Origin of the sequence: Sorangium sp. So ce204 (genome assembly GCF_051526795.1) — a bacterium.
Lineage (GTDB): Bacteria > Myxococcota_A > Polyangia > Polyangiales > Polyangiaceae > Sorangium > Sorangium cellulosum_B.
This window is the reverse complement of the sequence record NZ_CP150317.1, coordinates 12,751,334-12,777,489: the sequence shown is the minus strand read 5'-3', so window position 1 is coordinate 12,777,489 and position 26,156 is coordinate 12,751,334. Positions and strand designations below refer to the sequence as shown.

Below are 26,156 nucleotides of genomic sequence, written 5' to 3'. Positions count from 1 at the left end.
CCTCTCGCGGGAGCTCACGAGTGGCGAATCGGCTCCGCGAGCCAGCGGACCAGCGCCTCGCCCTCGAGATCGAGCAAGGCATCCGTGACCTCCCCCGGACCGTTCGCTCGGGCTCGCTCGAGGATCGAACGCGCTTCGTCAGCCGTCGGCCGTCGCCCGATCCGCCGCGCGAAGAGGCGGCCGAGCAGCTCTGCGATCGCCTCCTGCGCTCGTTCTTCGCCTCGTCGCTCGGCCTCGATGCTCATCTCTCCGATGATCGGCGTGCGCCGCAGCAGCCCCTCTTCCTTGTCCTCCACCATGTCGATGAGCTCCTTCCGCAGATTATGCCGCCAGGGATCGATGGCGGCCATCACCAGGAGCGCCGTGTACAGCTCGGCCCGCTCCGCCGCGGCCTTTGCCCCCGCGTGGATCTCCGCGACGACCTCCCGCAGCGCCGCCGCGGTCGCGTCCCGCGCCAGCGGGGCGAACACCAGCCAGAGCACGCTGCCGCGCGCCCGGAGCTCCGCGACCGTGCGCTGGTAGACGGCGTCCACGCGGGGTGGCGGCGCCATGGCGGGCTGCGCTCAGAGGTCGAATCGAGCTGCGATCTCGCTTGCCGACGCCGGCGCCGCGAAATGCCGAATGTCGGCAGATACCGATGCTCCTGGGACAACTCGACGGCACCGCGCCGTACCTCCCTGGAGTCGCCCTGGTGGCCGCGCGACCAGCGCCATGGCGGGCCGCGCGGCCCCCCTCAGGCCGTGAACCCGCCGTCGATGGTGATCGTCGCTCCGGTGATGAAGCGCCCGCCTTCGCCGGCAAGGTGAGCGACCGTGGCGGCGATGTCGTCGGTGTTGCCGTAGTGACCGAGCGCGAGCATGCTCCGCTGCCCATCCGCTCCAGCGCCGTTGGCCGGGTTCATGTCCGTGTCGATCGGGCCGGGCTGGATCAGGTTGGCGGTGATCCCGCGCGGCCCGAGATCGCGGGCGAGGCCCTTCGTGAGGCCGACAAGCGCGGTCTTGCTCATGGAGTACAGCGTGATTCCCGGCCCCGGCACCCGGTCGGCGAGGCAGCTGCCGATGCTGACGATGCGCCCGCCAGCGCCCATGTGCCGCGCCGCGGCCTGCGAGGCGAGGAAGACGCCCCGCACATGGATCCCCAGCGTCTTGTCCAGGTCCGCGAGCGTCACGGCCTCGAGCGGCGCCATGATGGCGACACCGGCGTTGTTGACGAGGATGTCCAGCCTGCCGAGCTCGGCCACCGTCCGATCGACCGCGGCGACGATCGCAGCCGGATCCGCGGTGTCCGCCGCGATCGCCATCCCCCGCCGGCCCGCCGCCTCGACATCGGCGATCACCGAGCGCCCCTTGTCCGCGGCGCTCACGTACGTCAGCGCCACATCCGCCCCGCCCCGCGCCAGCCGCTTGACGATCGCCGCGCCAATCCCACGGCTGCCCCCGGTCACCAGCGCCACCTTGCCTGCGAATTCCGCCACGTGAACCTCTTTTCTGTACAGATCGATACAGAACGTATACGCTGTCCAGTGACCGGTGGTCAATCGGTTTTTTATCGATCGTCACAGAAATACAGAAAGGTCTCGATGATGGTCGGACGGGGTCGCCCTCGCAGCTTCGATCGAGACGCCGCCTTGCGGCGGGCGATGGAGGTGTTCTGGGAGCGGGGCTACGAGGGCACCTCGCTCAGCGATCTCACGGCCGCGATGGGCATCAACTCGCCGAGCCTCTACGCCGCGTTCGGCTGCAAGGAGGCGCTGTTTCGCGAGGCCGTGGCGCTCTACAGCGAGGTCGAGGGCGCGGCGACGAGCCGGGCCATGAGCGACGAGCCGACGGCGCGCGGGGCGGTCGAGGCGATGCTGCGCGGCAACGTGGAGGGGTACGCGACGCCGGGCAAGCCGAGCGGCTGCATGATCGTGCTCGCCGCGACGCTCGGCACGCCGGAGAACGAGCGCGTGCGCGCCTACCTCGCCGGGTGCCGGCGGGCGGCGCTCGACGCGCTCCGGCGCCGGCTGGATCGCGGCGTCGCCGAGGGCGACCTGCCGGCGGGCACCGACACGGCGGCGCTCGCCGCCTTCTACACCACCGTGCTCCAGGGCCTCTCCCTGCAAGCCCGCGACGGCGCCTCGCGCGAGGCGCTCCAGGCGATCGTCGACTGCGCGATGGCGGCATGGGAGACGCTGGCGAGGCCGCGCGCCGCTGTCTGAGCGCGCGCGGCGGCGCGCGAGGCGAGCCCACGCGCTACGTGGCTTCGTTCATGGGCCGCATGACGATCTGCACGATGCGCGAGCGGTCCCGCGGCAGCGCGGCGAGCACCACGGCCTCGGCCACGTCCTCCGGCGTGGAGAAGCCGCGCATGCGCTCCGAGCCGGCGGTGCGCCCGTCGCCGAGGGCGAAGTGGGTCTCGACGCCGCCCGGACAGACGGCGCTCACCTTGATGTTGTCCTGCCAGAACTCGCGATCGAGCGCCTGGGTCAGGCCCATCTGCGCGAACTTGGAGGCGCAGTAGATGGCCTCGCTCGGATAGCCCTGCAGGCCGGCGACGCTGGCGACGTTGATGATGTGGCCGCCGCCCTGGCGGCGCATGTGGGGGATCACCTCGCGGCAGAAAAGCCACGTCCCCTTCACGTTCGTCGCCATGATGCGGTCGTAGTCGTCCTCCGACCACTCGAGGAAGGGCCGGTATCCGCCGATGCCCGCGTTGTTGACGAGGATGTCGACCCGCCCGAGCTGGCGGACGGCCTCCTCCACGCACGCGGCGACGGACGCCGCGCGGGTGACGTCGGCCTCGATCATCCGCCCGCGTCCGCCCGCCTCGCGGAGCTCCCGCTCGAGCGCCGCCAGATCGGCCGCGTTGCGCGCCACGCCGACCACGACGGCCCCCTCCCGGCTCAGCGCGAGCGCGCTGGCCCTCCCGATTCCCCTGCTCGCCCCGGTGATGAGCGCGATCTTGTCCTTCAGCCGCACGGTGTCCCCCTCTCTCCGCCGCGCGCAGAGGAGAGGAACGGAGCGCCGCCCCCCGCGCCGGCGGCAGGCACGCTATCACGGGCGCGGCTCGCCGGCGCGAAGCCGGTGGCCGGCCTCGGGCGGAGCGCCGGCCTCGAGCCAGGCTGGTGTCGGCGGCAGCGGTCGCGGCCCCCGCGCTCCGCGGCGCGCCGCCGGGGAGCACGGCCGGGCTGAAGGGGTGATATAGGACCTGCCATGACCACGCCCGCGCTCCCATCGAAGCTGCCGTCGACCGGCGTCAGCATCTTCACGGTGATGACGCGGCTCGCGAACGAGCACGGCGCCATCAACCTGTCGCAGGGCTTCCCGGATTTCGACTGCGCGCCGGAGCTGGTGGAGGCCGTCGCCCGCCACATGCGCGCCGGCCACAACCAGTATGCCCCCATGCCCGGCGCGCTGGCCCTGCGCGAGGCGCTCGCGATGAAGATCGAGCGGCTCTATGGCCGCCGCTACGATCCGGCGACCGAGATCACGATCACCTCGGGCGCCACCGAGGGCATCTTCAGCACGATCACGGCCTTCGTCCGCCCCGGGGACGAGGTCATCCTGTTCCAGCCCTGCTATGACTCGTACGCGCCGGCCGTGCTGCTGAACGGCGGAACGCCCGTGTTCGTCACGCTCCGCTTTCCGGAGTACCGCGTCGACTGGGACGAGGTGCGGCGCGCGATCACCCCGCGCACGCGGCTCCTGCTCATCAACTCACCGCACAACCCGACCGGAACGGCGCTGTCGGCCGACGACATGCGGGAGCTCGCCCGCGTCGTGGACGGGCGGGACGTCCTCGTCGTCGGCGACGAGGTCTACGAGCACATCCTCTTCGACGGGCGCCGGCACGAGAGCCTCGCGCGGTACCCGGAGCTCTCGGATCGCTCCGTCGTCATCAGCTCCTTCGGCAAGACGTACCACACGACCGGCTGGAAGGTGGGCTATTGCGCGGCGCCGCAGGCGCTCTCGGCCGAGATCCAGCGGGTGCACCAGTTCGTGACGTTCGCGGTGAACGGCGCCATCCAGCACGCGTATGCCGAGGTCGTGACGCGCGACCCGCTCGCCGCCGATCTCGCGCCGTTCTACCAGGCGAAGCGGGATCTCTTCCTGAAGCTCATCGAGGGCTCGCGGCTCCGCCCGCTGCCGTGTGAGGGCACGTATTTCCAGCTCGTCGACTATTCCGAGATCACGACGGAGCGAGACGCCGATTTCGCGCGGAGCCTCCTCCGCGAGCACAGCGTCGCCGCGATCCCGATCTCCCCGTTCCTCTCCGGCGTGGAGCCCGGGCCCGTCCTGCGGTTCTGCTTCGCCAAGCGGGACGAGACGCTCGAGCGCGCGGCGGAGCGGCTGCGCCGGGTCTGAGGGCCCGCCGCGGCGGGCCGCCGGAGCGCCACGCTCTGTACACCCGGCTTCGTTGACAAACAACCAACTCAATGCCTCGCAGCCACAGAGGAACGACCTCATGAATGCAGAGAAGAACGACGCACGTCAGGCCGGCGAGCTCCTCGCCGAGGCCGAGCGGATCTCGGCGGTCCTCGCCGAGCACGCGGCCCGGCACGACCGGGACGCCACCTTCCCGGTCGAGGGGCTGGCCGCCACGATCCGCTCCCCGATCAACACGGCGCTGCTCGGCGGGGCCGCGGGCGACGACGCCGCCCGTGCGCCCTGCTCGTGGCTCACCTTCGGCCGCATCGTCGCGCTCCTCGCGCGGGGCGACGCGTCGTTCGCCACGGCGTGGCTCATGCACCAGGGCGCCATGTCGGTGTACCGCGCCCTGGTCGACCCCGGCGAGCGGTCCCGCTTCGAGCAGGCGATCCGCCGCGGCGCGTGGGTCGGCAACGCGCTCTCCGAGCCCACCAGCGGCAACATGTTCCTCGTGCCGCGCCAGGTGGCCCAGAAGGCCGAGGGCGGCTATCGCCTGACCGGCGAGAAGCGCTTCGTCACCGGGTGCGAGCACGCGGATTTCTTCTTCACGGCCGCGGTCTGCGACGGCCAGCCCGCGTTCTTCCTCATCGAGAAGGACGACTCGATCGCCATCGAGCCCGTCTGGGACACGCTCGGCATGCGGGCCACGCGCAGCCAGATCGTCCGCTTCCAGGGCACGCTCCTGCCCGAGTCGCGGCGGCTCGCGGTCGATCCCACGGCGCCCAACCCCATCCCCAACGGCCTCGGCTGGCTCTCCGTGGGCATCGCCGAGGCCGCCATGGCCGCGGCCGTGGCCTACGCCAAGGAGCGGGTCCTGCCGCCGGGGGACCGGCCCATCGCCGAGCTGCAATGGGTGCAGTTCGCCGTGGCCGACATGAGCCTGCGCCTCGAGGCCGCGCGCGCCCTCGCCATGCGCACCGCCGCCGCCCTGGACGCGGGCGACCCGAGCTACGGCCTCCTGCAGCTGCAGTCCAAGGTGGTGGCCAACGAGGCCGCGGTGGCCATCGCCACCTCGGCCCTGGAGATCGCCGGCGGCGCCGGGTACATGCGCAGCCGCCCCATCGAGCGCCACCTGCGCGACGCGATGAGCGGCCCCATCATGGCCCTGTCCGGCCCCGCGATCCGCGACATCGTGGGCAAGGCGCTGCTCGGCGTCGCGTGACGCCGCGCGCGCGGCCGTCTCGCGCCGCGCGAGCCCGCGCCGCATCGGAGGGCGCGGCGCCGGCGCGCACGGCGCCTACGCGTCAGCCGAGCAGCTGCCGGATCCGATCGAGCAGATCCGGAAAGCCGATCCCCTTCGAGAGCACCGCGTCCGGCGGGGGCGCGTCGCCGAGGGCCTCGTCGCCGCTGCCGCTGATCAGCACCGCCTTCGCGCGCGGCAGGCGCGCCCGCAGCAGCGCCACGAGATCGGTGCCGTGGCCGTCGCCGAGGTTCTGATCGAGCAGCGCGAGGTCGTACCGCGCGCCCTCCGCCGCGATCTTCCGCCCGGCCTCGGCGAACGAGCCGGCCTCCTCCACCTGGAAGCCCTCGTCCTCCAGGAGCGTCGCGAGCACGAACCGGGACGACGCGTCGTCGTCGACGAGGAGCACGGTCACGCTCACGCCGCCCTCCTCCGCCCGCGCGGTCGCGGCCGGGCAGGGCGGAGCGCCCGCCCCTGCCCGGCGCCATGTCCCGCGGCCCTCAGCACGTCCCCGGGTCGCTCCGGGCGCGCGCGATCGTGTGCATCAGCTCGCGCACCTCGAACGGCTTGTGGAGGCAGGCGTACCCGCCCTGGCTCGTGAACGCGTGGATCATCTCCGGCGTCGCGTGGCCGGTCATCGCGATCACCGTGATCCCCCGGCTCAGCCGCCGGATCTGCTCGTGGGTCCTCACGCCGTCCAGGGACGGCATCCGCAGGTCGAGCACGCACACGTCGACCGCCGCGTCCCGCGCGCGCTGGATGGCCGTGTGCCCGTCGTACGCGGCCTCCGCGCGCAGCCCGGCCGCCGTGAGCCCCGCCACGATCGACTCCGCGACCGCGGGGAGGTCGTCCACCACGAGCACGCCGCGCGACGAGAGGGCCCGCGCGATGATCCGCATGAGGTGCTCCATCGAGAACGGCTTATAGATGACCGCGTAGACGCCCTCGCCGATGCCCTGCTCGATGAGCTGCTCGCGCGCGAAGCCGGTCATCAGCACCACCGTGAGCTCCGGCTGGAGCCGCTTGATCTCCCGGAACGTCGCGACGCCGTCGAGGCCGGGCATCCTCACGTCGCTCAGCACGAGCGCGAAGCGCCGCTGCCTCACGAGCTCGAGCGCGTGCGCCCCGTCCCGCGCCTCGACGACCTCGTACCCCTCGAGCTCGAGGTTCGCGGCGAGCGTGGCGCGCATCCCCTCCTCGTCGTCCACCACGAGCACCGGTCCGGTCCCTTGCATCGACGGCCGTCTCCCTCCGCTGTCACGCGGGCTGCATGGAGGAGTGTACCTCCGGCGCCGCGGCGCGCGGCAACCGGATGGTGAACGTCGTCCCCGCGCCGGGCGCGCTCTCCACCGCGATCGTGCCGCCGTGCAGGCGGACGATCCCGGCGGTGATCGCGAGCCCGAGGCCCGTCCCCTTCAGCTTCGTGCTGAAGAGCGGCTCGAAGATCTTCGCGAGGTGCTCCTCCTCGATCCCCTCCCCGTTGTCGGCCACCTCGAGGCTCACGGCCTCGTCACATACCCGTCCAACCACGCGCACCCACCCTTCGCGTTCGACCGGGATCGCCTCGGCCGCGTTCTGGATCAGGTTCACGAGCACCTGCCGGAACTGGTCCTTGTCGAGGCTCGGCACCGGCAGCGCCGCCGGCACGAGGTTCTCCAGGCGCACGTGCGCGGGCGGCGCGACGACCGACATGGCGTCGTCCACCAGGGGCGCTAGCGGACAGGCGGTGCGGCGGAGCCTGCGCTCACGCGCGAAGTCCAGGAGATCGCCGATGATCCGGTTGCACGAGAGCAGCTCCTTCTCCATCAGGCCGAGGAGCTGGGCGACGCGCGGCTCCGCGCCGACCTCGGTCCCGGCGAGGCGCTTCTTGAGGTAGTGCGTCGCGTTCCGGATGGCGCCGAGCGGGTTGCGGAGCTCGTGCCCGACGCTCGCCGCGAGCTGCCCTATCGCCGCGAGCCGCTCGACGCGCACGCTCGACGCCTGGGCCTCGCGCAAGCTCTCGGCCATGTGGCGGAGCGCCGTGCCCATGCGCCCGAACTCGTGCTTTCCCAGGTCGGGCAGCGGGTAATCGAGGTCGCCTCCGGCGATGCGCCGCGAGCACTCCGCGAGCGCGCCGAACCCGCGCGCCATCGAGCGCAGGAGCCCGCCGAGGAGGACGACGAGGAGCACGAGCGCCGCCGTCATCAGCGCGGTGCTCGCGATCCTGATCCTGGCGCCTGCGCGGCCCGCCTCCTCCGCGTTCCGCGCGACGTCGCGCCGCGCGTCGGCGATGGCCGCGTCGATCTGGGGCACGAACCCCTCCTCGTACTCGGCCTCGGGGCGCTCCACGAACCTCCGGTAGGCCGCCAGGTCCCCGGCGCTCGCCATGCGGGACACGTGGTCCACGCCTCCGGCGATCGTCGCGAAGCTCGCGCGCATCCGGCGCAGGCCCTCGTCGCCCTCCTGCGCCTCGCGCAGCGCCTCGGGGCCGCGCTCGCCCTCGATCAGCGCCCGCTCGAGCGGCGCCCACGCCCACTGGAGCGGCTCCCGCGCCCGCTCGAGCGGCGCCCGCGCCCGCTCGAGCGCCTCCGCCGCGGCCAGGTCCCGCGCGACGAGCCCGGCCAGGTGATGGAGCTCCTCGGTGTCGCCGCCGCCGAGGGAGATCTCCGCGGCTTCCCGCATGTAGCGGCCGGCGTGGTTGGCGAGCGTGACGTGGCGGGTGAGCCCCTCGTACGACAGCTCGGCGCGCCGCTGGAGCCGCGTCATGCTGGCGGACGTGACGTGGAGCGCGCCGGTCGCGAGCAGCACGACGGCCGCGGCCACGGCGAAGATCAGCGAGAGGGCGGCCCGGATGCTCATCGCGGCGCCTCGGCCGCGCGCGCCGTCACAGCCGCTCCTCGGCGCCCCCGCCGGGCGGCTCGGGCGGAAGAGCGAGGGGCAGCTCGATGCAGGCCAGCGTGCCCGAGGGCGCGCCGCGGCCGACGGTGAGCGCCCCGAAATAGCGGCGCGCCACGCGCCCGGCGATGTTGAGCCCGAGCCCGAGGCGGCCCGGCTTGGTGGTGTAGAACGGGCGCGTGATCGCCTCCCGCTCCTCCTCGGGCACGCCCGTCCCCGCGTCGCCGACCTCGATGCGGTAACGCGCGCCGGCCACGCTCCCGCGCAGCGTGACCACCCCGCCCCCGGGCATCGACTCCGCCGCGTTCTCGACGAGGCACCGGACCGCCAGGGCGAGCTCGGCCGGATCGAGCTCGACCACGCCCTCCGCCGCGTCGACGTCGACGCGGATCGCCGGCTCGGCGATGCGCGCGCAGGCCGCCGCCGTGAGGACGCACGCGCGGGCGCTCGCGCTCACCGGCCGCCGCCTGAGGCTCGGGTTCGCGTCGACGGCGCCGTCGACGAGCGCGCTCGCCGCGATCGCCTCCTCGTCGATGACGTCGAGGAACTGCTCCACCCGCGGGTCGTCCCGAAAGGCCTGCTCCCGGGCGACCTTGCGCCGGAGGAAGAACGCCGCATTGCGGATCGTCCCGAAGCAATTGCGCAGATCGTGGCGCAGCGTGGCCACGATCTCCTCGGCCGTCGCGGTCTGCTCCACCGCGCCGAGCGGATCTCGGCTCGTCATCGTGGGGGATGGCCTCCTCGGGTGCCGCGTTCGCCGCCGCGGTCGATCACTTGAGGGTCCGGGCCGGGAGCCCAGCGTCTCCGCCCCGCACCGTGTCCAGGTAGCTCGACGCCGCGCGGGAGGACGGGGGCGGGTACGAGCTCACCCGCTCGCGCTGCGAGGACGCCGGCGCGTCCTGGGCCTCCCGCGGCCTGAGCGACGGCGCGGCCCGCCTCGTCTTCGAGGCGGGCGCGGCGGCCTCGCGCGCCGAGGAGGCGTCCGCGGACCGCCGCGCGTGGGCGAGGCGCGCGAGCTCCAGGACGATCCGGGTGACCCGGGCGGGCTCGAACGGCTTGAGGATGACGTAGTGGCGGGCAGCCTCGCCGGAGCGGATGTACTCCTCGTCGCCGGTGATCAGCAGGCAGCTCGTGTAGAACGGCAGGCCGGCGACCCGCTTGAGGAGCTCGTCTCCGTTCATCCCGGGCATCTTGTAGTCGGAGCAGACCACGTGGAACTGGCCTGTCTGCAGCAGCTCGAGGGCCCGGTGGGCGGACGTGCAGGTCTCGACATCGACGTCGTCGTCGAGGATGGCCGCGATGCTGTCCAGCATCCTCCGCTCGTCGTCGACGACGAGCACGCGCAGCCGCTCCTGGGCATACAGGCTCACGATTCTCCTCTTGTGTGCTCGTGCAGTGATCTGGACGCAGCCCGGGCGAGCAGCGGCAGGACGCCTCGCGTCATGTCGCGCGCGCTCCAGGCTGTGCGGTGGCGCCGCACGACACCCATGCTCTCGTGTCGATGCGTTCCAGCCCGGAACAGCGGCGCAGCAGATTAGGAATCTACACCACTCACCCTAGCCCGGCAAAGAGATTCCTGAACGATTCCTGAGCGGTTCTCCGGCTCGCCGTTCTGCGGCGTCTTCGAGCGTCGTCGTGCGTCTTCCCGCGTCTTCGTGCTTCCAAGTCACCGTCTTGAAACATTCGATTCACACGAACGATAAGCGCGTCGGCAGTCCGCCGCTCGAGACGCGCATGGATTGCAACTCTGCAAGGAGCGGGGAGATCTCGACGCGAAAAGGCGCCATGAGCTGCGACTCTGTGCGAGAGGCATCCATCACAGAGCTGCAATCAGCGCAGGTGTGCGCTCGGCGCCGCTCGCCGGCGGGCGGGCGCGCGGCGCACGGCCTTCCCGGAGGAGCCGGGCTGCCTCCCGTCTCCTCCTCTGCACCGGCGGAGACGGACGCGCGCCGGGCGGCGCCGAGGGCGGCCGCGCCCCCCGGCTGTCCTCGGCGCCGCCCGGCGCCTGACGACCGTCGAGTGACCGCCGCGATCCCGTCTGGTAAGGTGTGCGTGTCCATGCCACCGGCCATCGACAAACGCGCGTTGCTCGCGGCCCTGAAGGACCAGCTCGCCCGTGAGCTCGAGCGCTCCACCGAGCGGGCGCGCGACGCCGCGAGCGCCGTGACGCACGAGGAGAACCGCGCCGAGGGCGACAAGGACATGCGCGCCACCGAGGCGTCCTACGTGGCGCGAGGTCACAGCGAGCGCGTGCTCCAGATCGAGCAGGCGCTCGCCAGGCTGGGCGCCGTCACGGTGCGCGACTTCGGCCCTGGCGCGGGCATCGAGAGCTCGGCGCTCGTGGAGCTGGAGAGCGGAAAGCGGCGCGCGCTCTACTTCCTCCTGCCGGCCGCGGGCGGCGAGCGCATCCAGTTCCAGGGGGTCGAGCTGCAGACCCTCGCCACGACGAGCCCCCTCGGCGCGTCCCTGCTGGGCCTGTCGGAGGGCGACGAGGCCGAGGTCGCCACACCGCAGGGGACGCGCACCCACCTGATCGCCAGCGTGCGGTAAGGCCGGGCCCGTTCCAACCCGCGCTGGCCTCTCCCGGCTCCCTGCGGAGCTTGCCTCCGGAAAAAGTAGCTCGCCCTCGTAGGGCCCCCCTCCCCGCCGGCGTCACAGGGATGAACGACCCGCTCGGCACGACGCGGGCGACGCAGGACAGGAGAAGAGTCCATGACGCAGTCTCGTTGGTGGAGGCTTGGTGGGATATTGCCGCTCGTCGGCGCGCTCGTCGGCGCGGCCGGTTGCACGGCGGAGACGGGGCAGGGCGACACGTCCCCGAGCGACGAGGCCGCCGAGGCGGCGCTCGCCAAGGGCCCGCCCAGGGCGGGCGGTCCCCGGGAAGGCTTCGGCGGCCATCGCGGCGGGCCGCGCGGCCCCGAGCACCTCCTGCGCGCGGCGCTCCACGAGCTCGACCTCTCCGACGCGCAGGAAGCGACGATCGAGGGCGCCCTCGAGGGGCTGCGCGACGGCGCGAAGGAGCGCCCGAAGGACGGGGCCGTCTTCGCGGCGCTCGCCGAGGGCGTGCGCGCCGGCAAGATCGATCGGGCGGCGATCGAGGCGAAGCTCCCCGACGCCGGCCGCGCGGCCGAGGAGCGCCACGCCCGCGTCGCCGGGGCGCTGAGCACCCTGCACGCAACGCTCACGAAGGAGCAGCGCCGGCAGCTCGTCGACGCGATCGCCGCGAAGTTGGACGGGCGAGGAAAGCGCGGCCCGCGCGGCGGCGAGCACCACCGCGGCGGCATGGGCGGCCCCGGCATGCGCGGCGGTCCGCTGGGCCACCTCCTCGCCGGCCTCGACCTGCGCGACGAGCAGCGCGCGCAGATCGACAAGGCCCTCGAGGCGGCGCGCCCGCGCGACGCCGACCGGGTCGGGCGGAAGGAAGATCACGCGGCGAGGCGCGCCGAGATGCGCGCGCGGCTCGAGACGTTCGCCGCGGATCGCTTCGACGCGAACGCGTTCCTGCCGCGGCCGCCGGCGGGCGAGAAGATGGGCCCGCGGGCGCACCTGGACCGCATGGTCGGCGCGCTGGCCGCGATCGTCCCGATCCTCGACGAGGCGCAGCGCAAGGCGCTGGCCGAGCGCATCGAGAAGGGGCCGGCCGCGGTCAGGCCCGAGCGCGGCGAGCGCGGCCCCGGGCCTGGCAGGCACGGCGGCATGCGCGGCCCCGGGCCCGGCATGCGCGGCCCCGGGCCTGGCGGGCCCGGCTTCGAGCGCGGCTTCGGGCCCGGCGGGCGAGGCCCCGAGCGCCGCTGAGCGCCCGTCCCGGTAGCGCGCGCGGTGCCATGGGCGCAGAATCGCGAGGGAACGTGATCGTCGACCTCAGGCTCGTCGCAGCGCGCGTCGCCAGGGGCGATGATGCGGCCTTCCGGCAGATCGTCGAGCACACGCGCGCGCCGATGTACCGGCTGGCCGCGCGCCTGGTCGGCGACCTCGCCGAGGCCGAGGACGCCCTGCAGGAGGCGTTCGTCGACGCCTACCGCGCCCTGCGCGAGGGGCGCTACGACGGGAGATCGAAGGTGGAGACCTGGCTGTACCGCATCGTGACGAACGCCTGCCTCGACGCCCTCCGGCGCCGCCGCGACACCCCGCGCGAGGCGTCGACCGAGCCGCGCTTCGACGGCCTCGTCTCCGCCGAGGCGCGCGTCGCGCTGCGCGAGCTCGACGCCCTGCTCGCCGCGCTCCCGCCCCAGGAGCGCGCCGCGCTCGTCCTCGTCGCCGTCGAGGGCCTGCCCGCGAAGGAGGCCGCGGCGGCGCTCGGCTGCTCCGAGGGCGCCGTCGAGCAACGCCTGGTGCGCGCCCGCGCCGCGCTCCGCGCCCGGCAGATAGAGATAGAGAAGGAGGCGCCGCATGTCTGACCGCGACGACGACCGGACCGGACCCGATCGGGACCTCGCGCGCCTCGCGGCCGCGACCGCTCGCATCGACGCCGACGACCGCTTCACGGCGGCCGTGCTGCGCGCTGCGACGGCCAGCGCGGCCAGCGATCCGCTCGCGCGCATCGCGGCCGCGACCGACGGCCTCGAGCCGGACGCCGGCTTCACCGAGGCCATGGTCCGCGCCGCGACGGCCTCTGCCCTGCCCGCGCGGCCCGCGATCGCCGACGGCATCGTCCGCTCGGGTCGCCCCGCCCTCGTCGTGACCGCCCTCGCGGCGGCCGCGAGCGTCCTCTTCTTCCTGCAGACGCAGCGCGACGTCGACAGCGCGATCATGGCCTCCGTGGAGGCCCTCGAGGCGAGCGAATGACAGAGCGCTCCGCGTCCCCGCCCGCCCTCGCCCGCTGGAAGCCGCTGGCCGTGCTCGCCGCGGTCTTCCTCTTCGGCGGCGTCGCCGGCGCGTCCATCGGCCGCGTCACGGCGTTGCGCGACCTCGAGGCCACCTTCCGGGGCCCTCCGACCGAGGCGCGCGCCCAGTTCCGCCTCAAGGCGATGCGCCGTCACCTCGACCTCAGCGACCGCCAGGTGCGCGAGCTCAGGGCGACCCTCGCCGAGGCCGAGGCCGAGCGGGACAGGCTCCTCTCCGAGTGCCGCCCCGCGCTCGACGCCCTCCGCGATCGCACCGACGCGCGCGTGAAGGGCGTGCTCACGCCCGAGCAGCTCACCCGCTACGAGGAGCTCGAGGCCGAGCGGCGGCGGCGCCCGGGCCCGCCGCCGTTCGGGCCGGGGCCCGGCCGCGGGCGCGGGCCGGGCGGTCGGGGCGACTGAGCGCCCGTCAGGGCGGCGCCGGCGAGGGCGCGCTGCCCCGCTACGCGAGATCCTCTTCTTGCAGCGCGCAGTTGATCCCGAACGCCGCGGCGGCGCCCTCGGCGGCGGCCACGATGGCGAGCAGCACCTCCTTCGAGGCGTCTCCGGCGACGAAGACCCCTTCGCGGGTCGTCTCCTCGTGCTCGGCGACCGTCTCGACGCCCCGCTCCTCCGTGACCGCGCAGCGGAGCCGCTCGGCCAGATCCGACCCCTGCTCCTGCTTCGCCTTGACGAAGAGCGAGCGGCGCTCCACCGCGCTGCCGTCCTCGAGCACCACGCGCTCCAGCATCCCGTCCGTGCCCTCGAGCCGGACGACGCGCTCCTCGCGCACGCCGATCCGGTGGCGCGCGAGCCGATCCGCGTCCGATCTCGACAGGGACGCTGGCCCGTCCGTGAACAGGACGACGTCATCGCTCCACGTCTTCATGTTCACGGCGAGCGAGACCCCGGTGCTGCCCTGTCCGTAGACGCCGATCGCCTGATCGCGCGCCTCCCATCCATCGCAGTAGGGGCAGTGGTGCACGCTCTTGCCGTACATCGCCGGGAGCCCCGGCAGCTCCGGCAGCCGGTCGACGAGCCCGGTGGCGAGCAGGAGCTTGCGGCAGCGCAGGCGCTCGCCGCCTTCCAGCGTCACCTCGAAGCGCCTCGCTCCGCGGCGGACGTCGGTGACGGCCGCCTCGCGGATCTCGACGCCGTACGGCGCCAGCTGCTCGCGCGCTATCCGCCGGAGCTCGGACGGCGCGATCCCGTCGCGCGACAGGAAGCCGTGCATCTCGCGCGCCGCGTGGTTGCGGTACTGCCCCGAGTCGCACACGAGGACGCGCCTCCGGCAACGCCCCAGGATGAGCGCCGCGCTGAGGCCGGCCGGCCCTCCGCCGACGATGATCGCGTCGTATCCCGGGATGTCCTCTTCGCGTGTCGACATGGCCGGTGCCCGCCTCGCAACGGGCGCGCCGTGCGCGCCGGTGGCACGGCGCGCACGGCGTCGAGGTGGGCTCGCGGGCGCCGCTCGCGGGCGTTCGCTCGGTGAGGCGGATCGCAGACCCGAGCAGCTCGATCACCGCCCGCTCGGCCTGCCTGCACGAGATCCCCTGACAGCGTCGGCCGGGGCCCTCGGCGACGCGCTCGTCAGCGGTGTGCCCCGCGCCGTTGGCCCCAGCCGCGCACACGCTCCTATCGCCACACTGCACATTGCAACGACACACAGTCCGCTCGCTGCCCTTCTGTCGAGCCTTCATGCAATGTGAGATTTCGATCATCCACCGCTCTTCACTGGGTGTCAGACGACGCGCGACACGCGGCCTCGCGCTCGCCCAGCACGCCGTGGACAGAGCACCCCTGACTCCAACGATTCGAGAATTCTACACAAATCGCGAGTTGAGTACTGGACATGATGGCTAGTCATCGGTACACCCCATGTGACCTTCGACGAGGGCACGAAGGGACGAACCCGGGGGGGGGAACGACGATGTACCGGATCAGCATCGCTGATTTCGCAGCGCTCTTGCTCGCGTCTTTGGTCGGCTGCGTCGCAGTTCAGGAAGAGGAGGAGGACTCCGTAGGAGCTGCCCTTAGCGAGCTCGAGTTCGTCAACGCCCTCAACCCCAACGCCCTCAACCCCAACGCCCTCAACCCCAACGCTCTCAACCCCAACGCCCTCAACCCCAACGCCCTCAACCCCAACGCATTGAGCCCGGCGGCCCTGAGCGCGATCCGGGATCCGGGCGCGGCCGGCGATCTCTCGCGCCAGCTCCTCAGCTATGTGGTCGGCTGTGCGTTCCTCCCCTCGCAGTCGTTCAGCTTCTCGTGGACCGACGGCTCGGGCACGGTGCATAGCGAGGAGTACAGGGGGATCATCGGCCTCGTGCCGGACTGGAGCACCAGGCCGCTCGGCACCAACGATCAGCAGTGGATCTCGGCGTGCATCGCGTCGCGGACGAACTGGTACGGCGTCTCGGTGACGATCTCCTCGCGGGGCAACTCCGCGGTCATCGACAAGAGCGGGACCCTCGAGCTCACGACGTACACGCATCTGGAAGGCGCCTTCTGGGGCAATCTATTTGCCCCCTCTCCTTACCTGAACGCCTGCTACGACGAGGCCAATCGCAGCTATGTGCGGTCGCTCTCGCGGGAGTGCGCCGCCGGTCACCTCACGAGCGGCGGGGCCGTCCAGCAATGCGGGATGCTCAGCATCCGCGGGTCGTGCGCCGCCTACTGCCAGCAGCTCAACACGAACGGCATGTACTACCCGAGCTGCGTCAACAACCTCACCGGCATCCCGGAGTCGACCACCCGTGTGATCACGGTCTTTCTTCCCTAGCTTCGGAGACGGCGAGCCCGAGCCGCGGGACCTATCCCTGGTCGACAGGACATTCTCCGGGAACAGGCGCCACGCAAACACGAAGCGGCGTCCGTCCGGATCGGATGTGCCTTTCGCCGTGTCGATAGCGCCTCGGAGATGCTCCGATGTACGAGGCGGCGAGCACGAAGGGCAGGTCCCGGTCGGTGGTGCGCGGGGCTGCGATGAGGGCGAGTCGGTCGTGCGTGGGAGTACCGCTGTCGGCGCGCCAGCCCGAGAGAACGAGCCAGCCGGGCCGATTCAGCACTTCACGGGGACAGCCTTATGGTGCACCATTTCAGCGCAGACGAACTCCGGGATGGCCGCGGGCGGGGGCTGAGCGCGCTCTCCTCGGCGGCGAGCGGCCGCGCGTGAGATCGCAGATCAGGTAGGGCTCAGGGGGAACGATGGAGATCGACCGGCACAGCGACGAGCGAATCAAGGCAGAGAACGCGCGGCTCCGGGCTCGCGTGGAGGAGCTGGAGCGAAGGCTCGGCTCGGGCGCGGCGCCGCGCGACGCGCAGCGCGAGCTCGCGGACAGCGTGCCTTACCGCGCGCTCTTCGATGCGGTGACCCTACCGCTGGTGGTCCACCGCGCGGACGGGCTCCTCGTCGCGATCAACCAGGCCGACTGCGCGCGATGGCGCATCAGGCCCGAGCAGATCATCGGCAAGTACAACGCGCTGGAGGATCCGCAGGCGGTGAAGACGGGCCACGCCGAGGCCTTCCGCCGTGCGCTCGCCGGGGAGGTGGTCACGCTGCCCCCGGTCCCCTACGACACCGAGCCGGGCGAGCTCTACAAGGAACGGCGTCGGCTCTGGACCGAGCCGAGCTACGTTGCGTTCGAGGACGCGAGCGGGGACCGCTTCGTGGCGGTGGTGAGCATCGACGTCACCGCGCGCGTGGAGTCCGAGGCGCAGAGGCGCCGGGGCGCCGCGCTGCTGGAGGCCTTCATTCAGAACGCGCCGATGCTCATGTTCGCGCGGGACAGCGAGGGCCGCCACACGCTGCTGAACCCGCCGGTCGAGGCGCTCCTCGGCAAGCCGCGCGAGGAGCTGATGGGGAAGACCCAGCACGACCTGTTCCCCGCGGAGATCGCCGACCGGTTCGCGACGCAGGACCGGGCGGCGATGGCGTCGTCCGAGCCCATCACCTCCGAGGACGAGATGGAGCTGTCCGACGGGACGCACGTGTACATGAGCACCAGGTTCGCGCTCCGCGACGAGGAGGGCAGGGTCTCCGGATGCGGGGCGATCGCCGTGGACATCACCGAGCGGGTGCGGGCCGAGGCGAGGACCCGGCACCTGCAGGAGAAGATGCTGCTCGTGCAGCAGGAGACGATACGGGCGATCTCGACGCCGCTGTTGCCCATCGCGGACGGGGTGCTCGTGGCGCCGCTGGTCGGCGAGCTGACCCGCGAGCGGGGCGCGCAGTTCACCGAGACGCTGCTGGAGGGGATCTCCCGCCAGCACGCCCGGATCACCATCCTCGACGTGACGGGGGTGCCGCAGGCGGGGCCGGAGGTGGCGGACGCGCTGATCCGGGCGGCGCGGAGCGCGCGGCTGCTCGGGGCCGAGGTGGTGCTCACCGGGATCCGGCCGAGCGTGGCGCAGGCGCTCGTGCAGCTGGGGGCCGATCTAGGGGGGATCGTGACGCGGGGGACGCTGGAGCGCGGGGTGACCTATGCGCTCTCCGGCCGCGAGGGGGCGCGGGCGCCAGCGCGAACCCGGAGCGGGCGCGGCGCGTAGCAGCTCACATCCCGGGGCCATCGTCGCTCTTCGCCAGCGTCGCGGCGTTGGCCTTCACCTGCTCGGGGGTGAGCGGCTCGCCGTACAGCGCGGCATACTGGATCGAGCCGCGAAGAGAGCGCCCGGCCTTCCGCGTATTTCCGAGCACGAGATACCACGTCGGCTCCGCCCACGTGAAGACATAGTCGGCGGGCGGCCGATCCGGGATCGCGTTCGTTTGCACATCGCCGTTCACGTAGAGATCGACGACGCCCTCGGCGGCGTTCAGCACGAGGTGCAGGACGCACGGCTGCTCCAGCTCCTCGACGGGAATGAACCACTGCCCCACGAACTGCGTCTTGGAGTCGGCGTAGATGTGGAACTGCAGCTCTCGGTTCCCCATCCCGTCGGGGTCGCCCGCGCTCAGCGAGTACTTCCCGAACTCGCCTGTATCGGTCCCGAGGTACAGGATGCGCGCCGGCACGCCCTCGACCGCCGCGTCCGTCACGCTCACCACGGTCTCGAGCGTGAGCGCCGCCTTCGACACGAGGAGCTTGCTCGGGGGCGTGGCGGTGGACGGAAACGCGGCCTCCACGCGCGCGTTGCCGCCGAGGTTGTTCCAGCGGATGCCCACGCGCCCCGCCTCGCCTTCCAGGTTGAGCCGCTCTCCGTCCGACACCACGTCGAGCGAGAGCCCCGGCTCCGGTCCCGAGTCGACGAGCTTGCCATCCGTGCCGTACGCGTCGAGGAAGTACCGCGCGAGCAAGCCATCATCGACAAGGCACGTCGAGACATGGCTCCCCGGCCCATCGCAGCCCTCCGGGGGAGCCCCGCCGCAGCCGCCACCCCCCTGGCCGCAAGGCTCCACGGTGCCACCGGCGCTGCCGCTCGTTCCGCCTGTTCCGCCTGTTCCGCCTGTTCCGCTCGTTCCGCCTGCGCCGCCCGCGCCGGGGACGACATCCTCGTAGCTGTAAAAGACGCAGCTACCCCCGGTAAGCGCGACAAGCGGGACGATCGTCGAGAGCGCCCGACCCATCCACGTCCAAGATACGATGCGCACCATCGGGACGATCCCTCTCTTCGGAAACCTCACCAGCGCTTGCTGATCACGAGCCCGCCCGGCATGGGGCTCACCGACAGGCCGGTCGCCGTCGCGTCCCGCGCGTCGGGCTGCCCTGTCAGGAGGACGTACGCCGCCGTGCCGAGCCCCGCCGCGCCCGCGGCCAGGAAGCTCCAGACCGCCGCGTTCGCGAGGTCTGCCTTGGCGTGTCCCAGGTCGTTGTACTGGCGCAGGTCGAGCCCGGGGCAGCGCGCAGGGTCCGTGCAGGCCGGCTCCAGGAGGCGCTGCTGCGCGCTCGCCTTCCCGTTCGAGAGCAGCACGAACGCGACGCCGAGCCCCGTCCCCGCGGCGGTCGCGGCGAGCCCCGTGTACACGACCGCGGTGCTGCGCGGGCTCGGGCGTCCATCCGCCGCGTCACCGCCCTCCTGGGCGCTGCCGTCGGCCGCCCCCTCCCCAGGGCCGAGCGGCCCGCCGCCCTCCTGGGCGCCGCCGTCGGCCGCGCCCTGCCCGGGGCCGAGCGGCTGCGGCTCGCCGCCCGCGTCGCGCCCGATCCTGTCGCTCTCGATCCGCACCTTGCCGGCCGCGAGATCGACCTCGACCTTGGCCATCATCCCCTCCTTGAGGACGATCTCCTTCGTCAGCCCGCGCCGTCCAGGCGCCCCCACGGCGAGCGTGTGGCTGCCCGGATCGCGCGCGACGGGCGTCGACGTCGGCACGTCGAGCCCGCCGAGCGCCACCTGCGCGCCCCCCGAGCCGGCGCCCGTCACGGTGATCTCCACGGTCGGGATGCGCGACGAGAGGGCCTCGAGCTCCGTCCTCGCCTCGGCCTGCGCCTGCCGGAACGCCTGCGAGGCGTCGGCCGAGAGCTGCTCGTCGACGATGACCTGGTAGACCGAGCGCGCCTCGGTCAGGCGGCCGAGCTTGTGGCAGGAGCGCGCGACCATGATCAGGAAGGTCGGCGCATGCACCGTGGCCTCGGCTCGGCGGAAGGCCTGGAGCGCGTCCCGGTACCGGCGTGCTCGGTAGGCCGTCCACCCCTGGTTGGCGTGCGCGACGGCCGCCTGCCGCGCCTTCGCCGACGGGGGCGGCGCCTGCGCGGACGCCTCCGCGCAGGCGAGCGTGGCAAGGAGGAACGTACCCATCACCGCCGCTCGGAAACGCATTCTTTCTCTCTGGGGACGCGGAGCCACCCGGCTAGAGCCCCCAGTCCGGCCTGCTCCCGCCGGACTTCTTGCGAGGAGCCGGCAGCGCCTTGCGCGTCGACGCGGTCCGAGCGGTGGCCGGAGACGTGGGGCGCGCGGGCGCCGCGCTCCGCGCCGCCGCCGCGGAGGGGACGGCGGAGGCCTGTGCCGGCGCCACGGAGGCGGCGCCCGGCGCGCCCGCGCCCGGGTCGAGCGGCAGCGGCGCCGGCACCACCGCGGGCGTCGCCGCGGCGCGCGCCTCGGGGGCGCTCGCGATGGCGGGGACCGCGGCGAGCCCGGCCGGCGCGCCGCTCGGCGGCGCGGCGGGCGCGGGCGCCGCGGCGGCCGCGGACGCCTGGGTCGCGGTCGGGTCACCGTCGGTCGATGCGCCCCTGAGCGTGGCGACGAACAGGCCGCCCCCCACGGCGACGATCGTCGCCCCGACGGCGACGCGCCCCGCGACCCGCGCGATGGCGCCGCGCGCCGGGTGCGGCGCCGACAGGTTGATCGCGCCGGTCAAGGTGCCCGGCAACGATTGCGGGTTCGGCGTCGAGGCGCGGACATCGTTCGGGTCCGAGCGCCGCTGGATGGGCATCGTCGTCAGCTGCGCCACCGGCGGCGTGCCGAGCTCGGCGAGCCCGGGCTCCCCGCCGGAGCCCCGCGATGACCACCCGGCGCCCGGCGAGGTCTCCCCCACGAGCGAGAAGAACGGCGGCGCGCCCGCGACGCGCGCGAACTCGTTGACCATGTCGCGCACGTTCTGGAACCGCTTGTCCCGATCGCGCGCCAGCGCCCGCTCGAAGAACGCGTCGATGCCGCTCGGCAGATCGGGGGCGAGCTCGCGCGCCGACGGCACCGTGCCGAGGATCACCTTCGTGACCACGCGCCCGATCGCGTCGCCCGGGAACGGCAGCTGCCCCGTGAGCATCTTGAACAGGATGACCCCGAGCGACCAGAGATCGCTGCGCGCGTCCACGTCCCGCTCGCCATAGAACTGCTCCGGGCTCATGTAGTTGGGCGAGCCCATCACCTCGCCCGTGGCCGAGATGTCGGCCGCGAGCACCGCCGAGACGTCCTTCGCGATCCCGAAGTCGAGCAGCTTCACGATCTCGCCGTCCTCGCCGTCGACGCGCGCGAGGAAGAAGTTGGCGGGCTTGAGGTCGCGGTGCACGAACCCCGCTTCATGGACGCTGCGGAGCGCCTTCCCGGCCTGGACGATGATGTGCAGCGTCTCCGGGAGCGAGAGGCGGCCGCACCGCTGGAGGCGCTTGCTGAGATCCTCGCCCTGCAGGAGCTCCATGACGAGGTAGGGCACCTCGTCCTCCTCCTCGAAGCCGAAATCGTGGACCTGCACGATATGAGGGCTCTTGAGCTGCGCGGCGGCGCGCGCCTCCCGCTCGAAGCGCGCCCGGAGCACCGGCAGCCGCGAAAACGAGTCGCGCATGAACTTGATCGCGACGAGCGTGCCGAGCTGTACGTGCTGCGCCACCCAGATCGAGCCCATCCCGCCGTGCGATAGCTCTCGCTCCAGGCGGAATTTGCCGGCCAGAAGGACGTCTTTTTCGAACTTCATACGCCCGGACACCTCCCGAGGGGGGAGTCGAGAGGATACCGAATCCCGGGCAGGACGCGAAGCTCCGTGTGGTCGCTCCGGCGCGGGGAGCAGCACCTCGTACGACCGTCGCGGGGGGCGGTAGGCAAACAGGCGACACGGCGCCAGAGCAGGGCGACGGGGCCGGGACGACGCCGAGCTGCGCCCCGCGCTGCAATGCGCAACGCCACAGCCGCCCGATCCTGCCCGGGGATGCGCGCCGCGCTAGCTCGCCGGGCCGCCGGAGGCCGGCACCAGCGCCAGCACCCGGGCCGGCGCGCCGCTGCCGCGCGCGAGCGGGAGCGGCGCGACCACGACGACCGCCCCGGCCTCGGGCAGCTGCTCCAGATTGGCCAGGTTCTCGATGTGGTAGCCGCCGGCGCCAAGGAAGGCCCTGTGCTGCTCGAATGTCTCGCTCTGCCCCGGGTCGGTCGACAGCGTATCGATCCCGATGCAGCGCACGCCGCGCTCGCGCAGGTAGCGGCTCGCCTCCACGGACACCCCGGGAAAGTGCATCACGCCCTGGGGGTCCTGGTTCAGGTACCTCGCCGGATCGGACCAGCGAGCCCCCCAGCCCGTCCGGATCAGCACGATATGCCTCGCGCCCATCGCCCCGTGCCGCGCCTCCCAGCTCCGGAGATCGTCCACGGTGACCCGGTGGTCCGGGCTCGCCGCCACGGCCGCCGTCACGTCCACGACCGCCGCCGCCCCGACGAGCTGCTCCGGCGCGATCTGCTCGACGGTCGCCGCCCCGGCCGTGAAGTGCGCCGGCGCGTCCACGTGCGTGCCCGCGTGCTCGGCCATCGAGAACCGATTGGAGCAATACGCGTCCTCCTCGATGGTGCTCAGCGTCTCCGGCGCATAGGGCTCGTCGCCGGGAAACAGCGGCATCTCCCGGGTGATCGGGTGCGTCAGATCGACCACCCGCGCCGCGGCGAGGTCGATCACGAGAGCTCCGTGCGCCTCCTTCATGGCGCGCAGCTCACCACGAGCCCGCCGCCCGCACAAGGCACGCCGACGGGCGCTCGCGCCGCGCCCGCCCGACGCGCCCGCCCGTGTGCTAGCGCAGCCTGCGCAGCATCGTGTCCGCGCTCAGGAAGCGCACGCTGTAGCCGTGCTGGCACGCGAGGTGTCCGAGCGCGTTCGCGAGGAAGGTCTTGCCGACGCTGCCCCATGACGCCGCGAACTTGCAGAGCCCGCTGCTCCTCGCCCGCCCGCACGCCCTGTCGCTGCGCAACGCCATTCCGCCGCGCCCTTCCCCTCCGGCTAGCGTAGGGCGAACGCCCGCGCCGCAGCCGGGCACGGTGGAACAGACGCGCGGCGCGGGGGAGCCGCACCGCCGCGTTGCCCTCGGCGAAGAGACCGAGAGACTCTGCTTACCCTCGCAGCTCAAACGTTCCGGTCGTATCGTGCAGTCTATTCACCGTTCCCGTGATGTCCGGCTGTCGATTGACGACGTCCCCCTCGGCGGTGCCGCTCTGGCGCGTCGCCAGCTCGGAACCTCGCGCTCCGCGATAATGACGGATCGATGGGGACCCAGAGGGGTACGGCCTGAGGAGCCGCGCAAAGACCTTCGTTCTTTCCCAGGAGAAATCGCGATCGGGATGGGGCAGAGAGCGCGGATAGCTCACGAACCAGCGCAGCAAGAAGGACAGCGCCGTCCAGCGATCGTCCTGGCACATGAACGCGATCGTGGCGTCTCGATAGAGGAAGGCGAACGCGGCTGGGCGGATGTGGCGGTATCTGGGATTGTCCTTGAAAAACCTGTCGAGCACGAGCACGAGGCCTTGATACATCGCCATGGCGTTCCGGCTCACCTGCTCGGGGTGCGCGCGATAGTAGTACAATGGCTCCTTCACCCGAGCCGTCGCGAAGGCGGCGGCGAGCCGAATCCACATCTCGCGATCCTCTGCGTAACGGATCTTGACGTCGAAGCCTCCGACCTGGTCGAAGCAGCGCCGCCGGACCATCACGGAGGACTGTGCCAGGGGAGTCCAGGTCAGGAAGTCCACCACGCTCAACCGATCGACCTCTGGCTTTTCAGGCAGGTCCGGCGGCAGCGCGCCCGAGCTCCCGGCTCCGCCGATGACGGAGAGATCGGGGTGAGCTTTCGACACCCGGATCTGCAGGGCCAGCTTCTGCGGATGCCACACGTCGTCGGCGTCCAGCAGGGCCACCCACTCGCCGGAGGCGAGGCCGATGCCGAGGTTGCGCGCCGCGGACACGCCCTGGTTTTGCTGGCGAACATACCGTATCCGGTCTCGGTAGGGGGCCAGTCGCTCGGGCGTATCATCGGAGCTCCCATCGTCGACCACGATGATCTCATGCCGCTCGTAAGTCTGCGCGAGCACGCTCTCCACGGCGTCCACCACAAAATGACCATAGTTGTATGTCGGGATCACCACCGACACCAGCGGTTCCTGCCGCAGCGGCTTCACCTCATTCATACATCAACCCTCCCCTGGGCACAGACCATATTCCATGTTCCTCGGACCCGCCAGCAGGTACTCATTATTGGTCAGAAATCCAACTCATCGTCCGACATGGGCGTGAGCTCCGTAGCCGCGATGGGTGTGCATGCATCGTTATTCGACGTATTAGAACGCGCGGGACGCAGGACGATGTCCGGAGCGGCCGACGCGTAGCGCCGGGCAGAGCGCATGCCGCAAATTCGGCACAAGCGCGTGGACCTGGCAAATCTGGCGCGCTAGAACGAGGGACGGCCACGTATCGACTTTACGGGCCTTACGAGGCTTGCGAGACACATGCAATCCATCGATATCGAGTATGGACAGGCGGCGAGCAAGCCGGCGAGTGTCGCGTCGCGCTGGTCCCGACTGCTCCCCGTCGGGAACGTCTCGGTGTCCTGGCTCAACACGCTCGTGTCGACCGCGGGCGGGTTCATCGTGACCCCGGCGCTCCTGGGAGCGCTCGGGGAGGTGAACTACGGGATCTGGCTCCTCATCACCTCGTTCATCTTCCAGCTGCGGATCCTCGATCTCGGCATGTCGAACGGGACGATGAAGTTCACCGCGGGCGCGTGCGAGCGAGGCGACAACCGGGAGCTCACGAGCGTATGGAGCGCGAGCCTCCTCCTCTTCGGCGCGGCCGCCCTCCTGACGCTTGGGGTCACGAACGTCCTCATGATGGTCCTGCCGAGCGTGTATCCAGCGTCGCTCGGGAAGCACAGAGACATCATCCTGGCGCTCGGGGCGGGCACCGCGCTGGAGCTCTTGCTGAGGCCGTACGCGGCGTGCCTACGCGCGCGCTCTCTCTTCTTCGTATGCGATGCGACCGAGACGGTGTCGTACGCCGTATTCAAGCTCGGCCTCGTGCTCTACTTCGCAGCGACAGGATCCATGTCCCTCGCGCTGCTCTGCGGCATCACGGTCACCGAGGTGGTGTTCAGGAACGTTGTCGTCGCCTCGGCTGCGCTCAAGCTCGCCCCGTGGACGCGCAGGTTCACGCCGCGGGCGGCAGACCGCGCTACACTGATCAAGCTGACGCGCTACGGCGGCGCGACGTTGCTCATCAACCTCGCCGATGTCTTGCGGTTCCAGATCGACTCGGCGGTCATTGGTTGCTTCATGCCAGGGGCGCTGGAGAACATCTCGATTTACAGCATCGGCATACGCCTCGTAACGGTCGCGTGGTACAGCATCGGTGTCATCGGCGCCGTGCTCATCCCGCGCTTCAGCGGGCTGTCCGAGAAGGGAGACGCGGCCGGGCTCACACGCCTCCTCGAGCGTGCGAACCTCGTCACGGGGCTGTTCACGGCTTACGTCCTCGTCAACATCGCAGCGCTGGGACCAGACCTCCTGGCGCTGTGGATCGACAAGCCGTGGATATCACAGAGCTCGACCGTCATGCTCCTCATGCTCCCCTCGTACTATGTGATGCTGTTGCACGGGCCCGCCACGAGCCTGCTCGCCGGGAGCGGGAAGCTGCGCGGCCAGATGAGCATCACTGCGGTCGAGGCGATCGCGAACGTGGCGCTCAGCGTCGCCCTCGTACGCCCGTTCGGGATCTACGGGGTATGCCTCGGCACGGCGATCCCGATGATGCTCGTGCGCGGCATCGTGTTCCCCATCGTCCTCAAGAAGGAGCTGGGCATCGGGGTCTTGCGTTATTACCGCACGCACCTCCCGACGGTGGCGATCGCCGCCGTTTACTCCATCGTGATCGTCGCCGCGCGCTTCCTTCCGATCCACGGCTCCCTCTCGCTCATCGCAGCGGGCGTGGCGAACACGCTGTTCTTCGCCGTCCTTGTCCTCGCGTTCATCCCCGAGGCGCGCCAGCTCGCCGCCACCCGCCGCTAATCCGCTCCTTGTGCCTGCGGTCGCCGGTCGCGTCCTGATGCGCGGCTGGTCGGGCGCGATCTCCGTCGGGCGGGGCTCGCGGGGCGACTGACCCGCTCTCGGGAGCGATCGCTCGGTCCTCTTCCTCGGGGCCGGGCCCCGCCGGGTCACATCTCTGTCTTCTCTTTGGATCGCGCCTTGACGCCGAGGGCCCTC

The 26,156-nt window shown here is 72.0% G+C and carries 26 protein-coding genes; 11 read left to right on the top strand and 15 right to left on the bottom strand.

From position 1 onward, the window contains the following. Positions 1 to 14 precede the first annotated feature (14 nt). Positions 15 to 551: a hypothetical protein gene (locus WMF22_RS48325; RefSeq protein ID WP_438034150.1), complete on the bottom strand. Its 537-nt coding sequence runs from the start codon at positions 549 to 551 to the stop codon at positions 15 to 17. Between the two features lie 182 nt (positions 552 to 733). Continuing rightward, complete coding sequence (locus WMF22_RS48320; protein WP_438034149.1) at positions 734 to 1,474, bottom strand: SDR family NAD(P)-dependent oxidoreductase; 741 nt, start codon at positions 1,472 to 1,474, stop codon at positions 734 to 736. Positions 1,475 to 1,582: 108 nt separating this feature from the next. On the opposite strand from WMF22_RS48320, the gene WMF22_RS48315 reads away from it, so the two are divergent. Beyond that, on the top strand, positions 1,583 to 2,200 hold the full coding sequence (locus WMF22_RS48315) for a TetR/AcrR family transcriptional regulator (protein WP_437301689.1): 618 nt from the start codon (positions 1,583 to 1,585) through the stop codon (positions 2,198 to 2,200). A gap of 34 nt (positions 2,201 to 2,234) precedes the next feature. Here WMF22_RS48315 and WMF22_RS48310 read toward each other — a convergent pair whose 3' ends face one another. After that, complete coding sequence (locus WMF22_RS48310) at positions 2,235 to 2,960, bottom strand: SDR family oxidoreductase (RefSeq protein WP_437296580.1); 726 nt, start codon at positions 2,958 to 2,960, stop codon at positions 2,235 to 2,237. Positions 2,961 to 3,194: 234 nt separating this feature from the next. On the opposite strand from WMF22_RS48310, the gene WMF22_RS48305 reads away from it, so the two are divergent. Together WMF22_RS48305 and WMF22_RS48300 are read left to right on the top strand one after the other, a co-directional pair. Continuing rightward, complete coding sequence (locus tag WMF22_RS48305) at positions 3,195 to 4,346, top strand: methionine aminotransferase (protein WP_438034148.1); 1,152 nt, start codon at positions 3,195 to 3,197, stop codon at positions 4,344 to 4,346. A gap of 100 nt (positions 4,347 to 4,446) precedes the next feature. Continuing rightward, positions 4,447 to 5,571 carry an acyl-CoA dehydrogenase family protein gene (locus WMF22_RS48300; protein ID WP_437296575.1) on the top strand — a complete coding sequence of 375 codons (1,125 nt, stop codon included), beginning with the start codon at positions 4,447 to 4,449 and terminating at the stop codon, positions 5,569 to 5,571. Between the two features lie 82 nt (positions 5,572 to 5,653). Here the strand turns inward: WMF22_RS48300 and WMF22_RS48295 are convergent, their stop codons facing one another. From WMF22_RS48295 to WMF22_RS48275, 5 genes are all read right to left on the bottom strand, one after another. Then, positions 5,654 to 6,010: a response regulator gene (locus tag WMF22_RS48295; RefSeq protein WP_437296574.1), complete on the bottom strand. Its 357-nt coding sequence runs from the start codon at positions 6,008 to 6,010 to the stop codon at positions 5,654 to 5,656. A gap of 79 nt (positions 6,011 to 6,089) precedes the next feature. Then, complete coding sequence (locus WMF22_RS48290; RefSeq protein ID WP_437296573.1) at positions 6,090 to 6,824, bottom strand: response regulator; 735 nt, start codon at positions 6,822 to 6,824, stop codon at positions 6,090 to 6,092. Between the two features lie 22 nt (positions 6,825 to 6,846). Then, on the bottom strand, positions 6,847 to 8,427 hold the full coding sequence (locus WMF22_RS48285; protein WP_438034147.1) for a sensor histidine kinase: 1,581 nt from the start codon (positions 8,425 to 8,427) through the stop codon (positions 6,847 to 6,849). A 25-nt stretch (positions 8,428 to 8,452) separates the two neighbouring features. Next, entirely contained in the window at positions 8,453 to 9,187 is a 735-nt protein-coding gene (locus WMF22_RS48280) for a sensor histidine kinase (RefSeq protein WP_438034146.1), read from the bottom strand. A 46-nt stretch (positions 9,188 to 9,233) separates the two neighbouring features. Further along, on the bottom strand, positions 9,234 to 9,833 hold the full coding sequence (locus WMF22_RS48275; protein ID WP_438034145.1) for a response regulator transcription factor: 600 nt from the start codon (positions 9,831 to 9,833) through the stop codon (positions 9,234 to 9,236). Positions 9,834 to 10,521: 688 nt separating this feature from the next. On the opposite strand from WMF22_RS48275, the gene WMF22_RS48270 reads away from it, so the two are divergent. The 5 genes from WMF22_RS48270 (at position 10,522) to WMF22_RS48250 (ending at position 13,706) form a co-directional block, all read left to right on the top strand. Beyond that, a complete protein-coding gene (locus WMF22_RS48270; RefSeq protein WP_157907361.1) occupies positions 10,522 to 11,013 on the top strand; it encodes a GreA/GreB family elongation factor in 492 nt (163 codons plus the stop codon). A 162-nt stretch (positions 11,014 to 11,175) separates the two neighbouring features. Further along, positions 11,176 to 12,258, top strand: a complete 1,083-nt coding sequence (locus WMF22_RS48265) for a Spy/CpxP family protein refolding chaperone (protein ID WP_438034144.1) — start codon at positions 11,176 to 11,178, stop codon at positions 12,256 to 12,258. Between the two features lie 53 nt (positions 12,259 to 12,311). Next, a complete protein-coding gene (locus WMF22_RS48260) occupies positions 12,312 to 12,860 on the top strand; it encodes an RNA polymerase sigma factor (protein WP_438034143.1) in 549 nt (182 codons plus the stop codon). Continuing rightward, positions 12,853 to 13,248, top strand: a complete 396-nt coding sequence (locus WMF22_RS48255) for a hypothetical protein (RefSeq protein ID WP_438034142.1) — start codon at positions 12,853 to 12,855, stop codon at positions 13,246 to 13,248. Before WMF22_RS48260 ends, WMF22_RS48255 begins: the two co-directional genes overlap by 8 nt. Then, positions 13,245 to 13,706 (top strand): hypothetical protein, encoded by a 462-nt coding sequence (locus WMF22_RS48250; RefSeq protein WP_438034141.1) that lies wholly within the window; start codon positions 13,245 to 13,247, stop codon positions 13,704 to 13,706. Before WMF22_RS48255 ends, WMF22_RS48250 begins: the two co-directional genes overlap by 4 nt. 40 nt (positions 13,707 to 13,746) lie before the next feature. Here the strand turns inward: WMF22_RS48250 and WMF22_RS48245 are convergent, their stop codons facing one another. Then, a complete protein-coding gene (locus WMF22_RS48245) occupies positions 13,747 to 14,670 on the bottom strand; it encodes an NAD(P)/FAD-dependent oxidoreductase (RefSeq protein ID WP_438034140.1) in 924 nt (307 codons plus the stop codon). Between the two features lie 543 nt (positions 14,671 to 15,213). On the opposite strand from WMF22_RS48245, the gene WMF22_RS48240 reads away from it, so the two are divergent. Together WMF22_RS48240 and WMF22_RS48235 are read left to right on the top strand one after the other, a co-directional pair. Then, a complete protein-coding gene (locus WMF22_RS48240; protein WP_437296564.1) occupies positions 15,214 to 16,065 on the top strand; it encodes a hypothetical protein in 852 nt (283 codons plus the stop codon). Between the two features lie 425 nt (positions 16,066 to 16,490). Then, positions 16,491 to 17,831, top strand: coding sequence for a PAS domain-containing protein (locus WMF22_RS48235; protein ID WP_438034139.1), 1,341 nt, complete (start codon positions 16,491 to 16,493; stop codon positions 17,829 to 17,831). Positions 17,832 to 17,835: 4 nt separating this feature from the next. Here the strand turns inward: WMF22_RS48235 and WMF22_RS48230 are convergent, their stop codons facing one another. The 6 genes from WMF22_RS48230 to WMF22_RS48205 form a co-directional block, all read right to left on the bottom strand. Beyond that, positions 17,836 to 18,873 carry a hypothetical protein gene (locus tag WMF22_RS48230; protein WP_437296562.1) on the bottom strand — a complete coding sequence of 346 codons (1,038 nt, stop codon included), beginning with the start codon at positions 18,871 to 18,873 and terminating at the stop codon, positions 17,836 to 17,838. Positions 18,874 to 18,899: 26 nt separating this feature from the next. Then, the gene (locus WMF22_RS48225; RefSeq protein WP_437296561.1) at positions 18,900 to 20,033 is read right to left on the bottom strand and encodes a tetratricopeptide repeat protein; all 1,134 of its coding nucleotides are present in this window, start codon (positions 20,031 to 20,033) and stop codon (positions 18,900 to 18,902) included. A gap of 31 nt (positions 20,034 to 20,064) precedes the next feature. Next, positions 20,065 to 21,624 carry a serine/threonine-protein kinase gene (locus WMF22_RS48220; protein ID WP_437296560.1) on the bottom strand — a complete coding sequence of 520 codons (1,560 nt, stop codon included), beginning with the start codon at positions 21,622 to 21,624 and terminating at the stop codon, positions 20,065 to 20,067. A gap of 243 nt (positions 21,625 to 21,867) precedes the next feature. Beyond that, positions 21,868 to 22,614 carry a cyclase family protein gene (locus WMF22_RS48215; RefSeq protein WP_438034138.1) on the bottom strand — a complete coding sequence of 249 codons (747 nt, stop codon included), beginning with the start codon at positions 22,612 to 22,614 and terminating at the stop codon, positions 21,868 to 21,870. 88 nt (positions 22,615 to 22,702) lie between these two features. After that, on the bottom strand, positions 22,703 to 22,885 hold the full coding sequence (locus WMF22_RS48210; RefSeq protein WP_437296558.1) for an ATP-binding protein: 183 nt from the start codon (positions 22,883 to 22,885) through the stop codon (positions 22,703 to 22,705). Positions 22,886 to 23,018: 133 nt separating this feature from the next. Next, complete coding sequence (locus WMF22_RS48205; protein ID WP_437296557.1) at positions 23,019 to 24,089, bottom strand: glycosyltransferase family 2 protein; 1,071 nt, start codon at positions 24,087 to 24,089, stop codon at positions 23,019 to 23,021. A gap of 318 nt (positions 24,090 to 24,407) precedes the next feature. On the opposite strand from WMF22_RS48205, the gene WMF22_RS48200 reads away from it, so the two are divergent. Next, positions 24,408 to 25,961: a hypothetical protein gene (locus WMF22_RS48200; protein WP_437296556.1), complete on the top strand. Its 1,554-nt coding sequence runs from the start codon at positions 24,408 to 24,410 to the stop codon at positions 25,959 to 25,961. Positions 25,962 to 26,156: the final 195 nt, after the last annotated feature.